The following is a 6494-nucleotide window of genomic DNA, read 5'->3' as shown; positions in this document are numbered from 1 at the left end:
CCTCCCCGCCCGTCCGACCGTGCACGGGCTCCCCAGCCCCCCCCCCCCCCCCCCCCCCCCCCCCCCCCCCCCCCCCCCCCCCCCCCCCCCCCCGCACCCGGTGAAGCCGTCGGTCACTCGCCCGCCGGGGCCCCCGAGCCCACCGGGACCTCCATGAGGACGGTGCGCCGGGGGTTGGCCGTCTGGGCGGGGAGGTCGACGGAGTGCTCCGGCAGCTCGGGCGTGTGCAGCTCGCCGGCGTCCTTCAGGTGCGCCAGGGTGGTGCGTCGCGGGTTGGCTATCTTGCGGAACATCATCGTCGTCTTCACCGTTGTCGTCCTGTGCCCTCTGGTCGAGTGGGTTGGCAGAGTCGTCCGTCTTGTAAAGCGTCAGGCTAAACATGCGATTCCCCGACGAAGTCGCCTACTGTCGCTGAGAAGTGTGTGAGTTTGCTCACGAACTCACGGGCAAATCGGTCAATTCCGACCGTCAACCGGCCGCAACGAAACGGACATTGGGCACCTGAAGGCATCATTCCGCTCCTGATCATGGCGACTGGGACACCAGGCCACGACCGACGACTGATCGACGACTCGCCGAAATATGCCCGTTATCGACCGAATTCGGGTCCACTGCTGGTAACTCGCCCCTCACACGTTGTCACGGAGGTCACAGCTCGGCCCACTGCCCTTGTTGGAGATCCTGCACTGTGCTGGAATTCCACGGACCGCCGCGGGATCGAGCCGGCGCGCAGGGGGCGCAACACAGCGCCGAGTGGCGGCGGGACAGGGGGAGCCAGCGCCGGTCACTCAAGACCACCCGGGGGGCGTATTCAGGGCGCTCCCCACAACGCCGACACCGTGTCCCTCCGTTCACGCGGAGGGGCGCCTGGTCCAGAGGTTGCGACGCTAGTGCAGGGACGTTTCAAGAGGGATGGCAGCGCTTCGGCGGAGCCGGAGCCGCACGGCGGGGCCGACCGCGGTTCGACGCCCCAGCACGCCCAGAGCCCGGGTCCGGCCCCGGCCAAGGACGGCGGTGAGCGCGCCGGACGCCCCGGGACCCCCACCCTGTCGGCCCCCGCGAAGACGGCTCCCTCCGGCGCCCCCACGCCGACGGTGAAGCCCGTCCCCGGCGGCTCCGTCGGCTCCGGTTCCCGGATGCACCTGCGCAACTGGCGCATCTCCACCCGCCTGGTCTCGCTGCTCGCGCTCCCCGTGGTCGCGGCCACCACGCTGGGTGCCCTGCGCATCAACGAGAACCTGAACGACATCCAGCAGCTCGACAACATGAAGCTGCTGACGGAGATGACCAAGCAGGCCACCGAGCTGGCCGCGGCGCTCCAGGAGGAGCGCGACCAGTCCGCCGGCCCGCTGGCGCACGGCGGTCTGAAGGCGAACGACTACCAGATCAAGGCGTACCAGCAGAAGACCGACCGGGCCCGCGACGACTTCCTCGACGACTCCGAGAAGATCGACGCGGCGAGCAAGGACGGCAAGCTCCAGGGCGTGCGCGACGCGCTCGTCGGCCTCGCCAACCAGCTGGACGACCTGGCCAAGATCCGCCAGAAGTCGTACGCGTCGGAGCGGAACGCCTCGCAGACGGTCGAGTCCTACCACCGGCTCATCAGCCAGCTGATCGGCCTCTCCCAGGACATGGCCGAGGCGTCCAGCAACCCGGAGATGATCTCCCGTACCCGCGCCCTGGCGGCCTTCTCCACCGCCAAGGAGTACGCCTCCGTGCAGCGGGCCATGATCGCCGCCGCGCTGCCGGCGACCCCCGCCACCAAGGGCGACCTCTCCGAGAACGACCGCCTCTACGGCCAGTCGGCGTACGAGAGCGAGAACTCCGAGCTGGCGATCTTCCGGAAGATCTACGCGGACCACGACGCCGAGGAGCTGCTGAAGCCGATCGACGAGGGCAACCCGACGATCGAGGCCGCCGACACCTACGCCAAGCGCTCCTTCGAGTCCCCCGACGGCCTGCAGCAGCTGCCGGCGCGGTCCTACAAGGACTGGGTGGACGACAGCTCGACCAAGATCGAGCAGATGAAGAAGATCGAGCACACGCTCCTGGAGGAGATGGAGCAGAAGGCCCGCGAGCTGAAGAGCGCCACCGAGCGGGAGGCCATCTTCTCCGGTGTGCTGATCCTGCTCGTGCTCGGTGTCTCGCTGGTCGGCGCGTTCGTCGTGGCCCGCTCCATGATCCGCTCGCTGCGCCGGCTCCAGGAGACCGCCACCAAGGTCGCCCAGGACCGCCTGCCCGAGCTGGTCAAGCAGCTCTCCGAGTCCGACCCGCAGGACGTCGACACCTCCGTGGAGTCGGTCGGTGTGCACTCCCGGGACGAGATCGGCCAGGTGGCCGCGGCCTTCGACGACGTGCACCGCGAGGCCGTCCGCCTCGCCGCCGAGCAGGCCCTGCTGCGGGGCAACGTCAACGCGATGTTCACCAACCTCTCGCGCCGTTCCCAAGGCCTGATCCAGCGCCAGCTGTCGCTGATCTCCGAGCTGGAGTCCCGCGAGGCCGACCCGGACCAGCTGTCCTCCCTGTTCAAGCTGGACCACCTCGCCACCCGCATGCGCCGTAACGGCGAGAACCTCCTCGTCCTCGCCGGTGAGGAACCGGGCCGCCGCTGGACCCGCCCCGTCCCGCTGGTCGACGTGCTCCGTGCCGCCGCCTCCGAGGTGGAGCAGTACGAGCGCATCGAGCTGGCCGCGGTGCCCACCACCCAGGTCGCCGGCCGGGTCGTCAACGACCTCGTGCACCTGCTCGCCGAGCTGCTGGAGAACGCGACCTCGTTCTCCTCGCCGCAGACCAAGGTCAAGGTCACCGGTCACGCGCTGCCCGACGGCCGCGTCCTGATCGAGATCCACGACACCGGCATCGGCCTGTCCCCCGAGGACCTGGCGGCGATCAACGAGCGGCTCGCCTCGCCGCCCACCGTGGACGTGTCGGTCTCCCGCCGCATGGGTCTGTTCGTGGTCGGCCGGCTCTCCCAGCGCCACGGCATCCGCATCCAGCTGCGCCCGTCCGACTCCGGTGGTACGACCGCGCTGGTCATGCTGCCGGTGGACGTCGCCCAGGGCGACAAGAAGCCGACGCCCGGCAAGCCCGGCGCCCCCGTGTCCACCGGTGGTCCCGCGGCCGCGCAGGCCGCCGCCGGTGCGGCCGCGGCCAGGCGGCAGACCGGCAACACGGGCGGTGGTCCGGCCGGTGGCGGGCTGCTCGGCGGCGGTCCGGGCCCGCGCGGCCAGGTCGGCTCCGGCCAGGGCCCCCGGGCCGCGCTGCCCGGCACGGGCCAGGGCGGCCGTCCCGGTGCGCCGGGCGGGGCACGCGGTCCGCAGGGCGGCCCCGGTGCCGCGCCGCAGCAGGGCGGCCGGACGCCGGCCGGTTCCGGCGCGGGCGGTCTCGGCGGCCAGGCGCCCGGTGCGCCGCAGGGCCTCCAGGCCGCGCACCCGAACGGCCCTCAGCAGGATCTGTTCGGCGGCGGCCGTGGCCGCAAGCGTTCCGGCGGTCCGGCGGACCAGGGACGCCGGCCCCAGCTGCCGCCGCGCGGCGGCCCCCGGGCCGAACTGCCCGCGGAGCCGCAGTCCCGCACCCCGGGCTGGGCCGACGCCCAGGCCCCGGTCTCCCGTGCCTCGCTGGACACTCCGCGCGGCCACGACGAGCAGGACCCGGCGCAGACCGCGCACATGCCGCGCGTGGACGACCGGCAGGGTCCGGGCTCCACCGCCGAGATGCCCCGCATCGACGCGCAGGGCCCGGCCGCGACGGGCGAGTTCCCGCGCGCCGAGCTGCCCGGCCCGGCCCGGCAGACCGGCCAGTACACGCGCCCGGACGACCTCCGGCAGACGGGCCAGTTCCCGCAGCTCGACAACACGCAGAGCACGGGCCAGTACCCGCAGCCCGACAGCGCCCAGACCACCGGCCAGTACCCGCAGTTCGACAACACGCAGAGCACGGGCCAGTTCCCGCAGCCCGACGACGGCCGGAACGCGGGCCGGTTCGCCCGCCCGGACGACCTCGGGCACACGGGCCAGTTCCCGCGGCCGGACGCCGAGCGGCAGGCGGGGCCCTTCGACGGTCCCGGCAGCCGGCAGGACACCGGTTCGTTCGCCCGCTCCGACGTGTTCGGCGCTCCCGGCGCCGGCCGGCCGGACAACGGCGCGCAGCACACGGGCCAGTTCCCGGCGCCGCAGGCGTACGACGGCGGGTACGACGGCGGCTCCACCGGGCAGCACGCCCTGCCGAACGCCGGCCAGAGCGGGAGCGGGCAGTACGAACGCCCGCAGCCGGCCCGCCGTGACGACTTCGGCGCCCCGCGCCCGCCGGCCCCGCAGCAGCGTCCGGTCCGCCAGGAGGCGGACGACCGGGGTGCCGCGCAGCGGCCCGACGAGGGCCCGGAGCCGGGTGACGAGTGGGCGCTGCCGCCGGCCAGCGGTCCGGGGGACGGTCGCACCCCCTTGTTCGACACGCTGGAGACCAACTGGTTCCAGCAGCAGCAGGAGAACGCGCCCGAGGCGCCGCAGCAGCAGGCGCCCGCGTCCGCTCCGCAGCGGTCCGGGCCGAACACCGGCTCCTGGCGGACCTCGCCGAACGACGAACTCGTCCGGCAGGCCGAGCGCGTACGGCAGCCCGCCGCGGGCGGGGTCACCACCTCCGGCCTCCCGCGCCGGGTGCCCCGGGCGAACCTCGTGCCCGGCACCGCCCAGCAGCAACAGCACCAAAGCGGTCCGCAAGTCTCGCGTGCGCCCGATGACGTACGCGGCCGGCTGACCAATCTCCGTCGGGGCATCGCTCAGGGCCGTCAGGCCGGCAGCGGCCAGACCGGCAGCTTCCCGAGCCCCACTCACCAGCAGGAGCGTTAGTTGAGTCCGATGAGCCAGGCGGCACAGAACCTGAACTGGTTGATCACCAACTTCGTGGACAACACCCCCGGGGTGTCCCACACCGTGGTGGTCTCCGCCGACGGCCTTCTGCTGGCGATGTCCGAAGGCTTCCCGAGAGACCGCGCCGACCAGCTGGCGGCCGTCGCCTCCGGGCTGACCTCGCTGACGGCCGGGGCGTCCCGGATCTTCGAGGGCGGCACCGTGGCACAGACGGTGGTCGAGATGGAGCGCGGGTTCCTCTTCCTGATGTCCATCTCGGACGGGTCGTCCCTCGCGGTCCTGGCCCACCCGGAGGCGGACATCGGCCTCGTCGGCTACGAGATGGCACTGCTCGTCGACCGCGCGGGTGCGGTACTCACCCCGGACCTGCGCGCCGAACTCCAGGGCAGTCTGCTCCACTGACCGGCCCCGGTACCACCCACCTCACAAAAACACCGTCCGGCCGCCACAATCCCCCCACCGGCCCCGTCAGACGGCTTGACTGACCGACTTGCTGTCCCGCCCGGAGGATTCATGACCCCGCCCACCGCCCATCATGATCCGTACGCGGAGCCGTACGGGGACGAGGGCGATCAGCCGCTGGTGAGGCCGTACGCCATGACCGGCGGCCGGACCCGGCCCCGCTACCAGCTCGCCATCGAGGCGCTGATCAGCACCACGGCCGACCCGGCAGCACTCGTGACGCTGCTCCCGGAGCACCAGCGCATCTGCCACCTGTGCCGTGAGGTCAAGTCGGTCGCGGAGGTCTCGGCGCTGCTGAACATGCCGCTCGGCGTGGCCCGGATCCTGGTGGCCGACCTCGCCGAGGCCGGCCTGGTCGCCGTCCACCAGCCGGGTGGCGACGAGAACAACGGTGGCGCTCCTGACGTGACGCTGCTCGAAAGGGTGCTCAGTGGACTTCGCAAGCTCTGACGCGGGCCGGGCCACCACCTCCGCGAAGATCGTGGTGGCGGGCGGCTTCGGCGTGGGCAAGACCACGTTCGTCGGCGCCGTCTCGGAGATCAACCCGCTGCGCACAGAGGCCGTCATGACGTCCGCGTCGGCCGGCATCGACGACCTCACCCACACCGGGGACAAGACCACCACCACGGTGGCCATGGACTTCGGCCGCATCACCCTGGACCAGGACCTCATCCTCTACCTGTTCGGCACCCCCGGACAGGACCGCTTCTGGTTCATGTGGGACGACCTGGTCCGCGGCGCCATCGGCGCCATCGTCCTCGTCGACACCCGCCGCCTCGCCGACTGCTTCCCCGCCGTCGACTACTTCGAGAACAGCGGCCTCCCCTTCGTCATCGCCCTCAACGGCTTCGACGGACAACAGCCCTACAGCCCCGACGAAGTCCGCGAAGCACTCCAGATCGGCCCCGACACCCCCATCATCACCACCGACGCCCGCCACCGCGCCGACGCCAAGAGCGCCCTCATCACCCTCGTCGAACACGCCCTCATGGCACGCTTGAAGTAACACCCAAGTGCGACGGGCAATACGGCAGTTGTCGTAAAGGTTTCGGAGCCGGCTGTGGCCTTTGACACGGTCGGCTCCGGTGTTCATAACAGTTCGGCAGACGTATGGCCGGGTATCACCACGCCACGCGGTCGAACGGTGCCGCTGCGCGCACGAACGTC

Annotated in this window: 5 protein-coding genes; 4 read left to right on the top strand and 1 reads right to left on the bottom strand. The window is 72.0% G+C overall.

Annotated elements, in window-relative coordinates:
• Positions 1-113 precede the first annotated feature (113 nt).
• On the bottom strand, positions 114-308 hold the full coding sequence (locus ACZ4W9_RS24020) for a hypothetical protein (protein WP_467939087.1): 195 nt from the start codon (positions 306-308) through the stop codon (positions 114-116).
• Between the two features lie 582 nt (positions 309-890).
• On the opposite strand from ACZ4W9_RS24020, the gene ACZ4W9_RS24015 reads away from it, so the two are divergent.
• The 4 genes from ACZ4W9_RS24015 to ACZ4W9_RS24000 all read left to right on the top strand — a co-directional run bounded on the left by ACZ4W9_RS24015 (position 891) and on the right by ACZ4W9_RS24000 (position 6333).
• Positions 891-4844 carry a sensor histidine kinase gene (locus ACZ4W9_RS24015; RefSeq protein WP_467939085.1) on the top strand — a complete coding sequence of 1318 codons (3954 nt, stop codon included), beginning with the start codon at positions 891-893 and terminating at the stop codon, positions 4842-4844.
• 9 nt (positions 4845-4853) lie between these two features.
• Positions 4854-5267: a roadblock/LC7 domain-containing protein gene (locus tag ACZ4W9_RS24010; RefSeq protein WP_014675212.1), complete on the top strand. Its 414-nt coding sequence runs from the start codon at positions 4854-4856 to the stop codon at positions 5265-5267.
• A gap of 111 nt (positions 5268-5378) precedes the next feature.
• Entirely contained in the window at positions 5379-5777 is a 399-nt protein-coding gene (locus ACZ4W9_RS24005) for a DUF742 domain-containing protein (protein ID WP_467939083.1), read from the top strand.
• Positions 5758-6333, top strand: a complete 576-nt coding sequence (locus ACZ4W9_RS24000; protein WP_181793988.1) for a GTP-binding protein — start codon at positions 5758-5760, stop codon at positions 6331-6333. The genes ACZ4W9_RS24005 and ACZ4W9_RS24000 overlap by 20 nt, the downstream gene beginning before the upstream one ends.
• The last annotated feature ends 161 nt before the right edge of the window (positions 6334-6494 follow it).

This window comes from Streptomyces sp. NPDC029296 (assembly GCF_055569255.1).
Note: the sequence above shows the minus strand (reverse complement) of the source record. Positions and strands in the feature narration are given on the sequence as shown.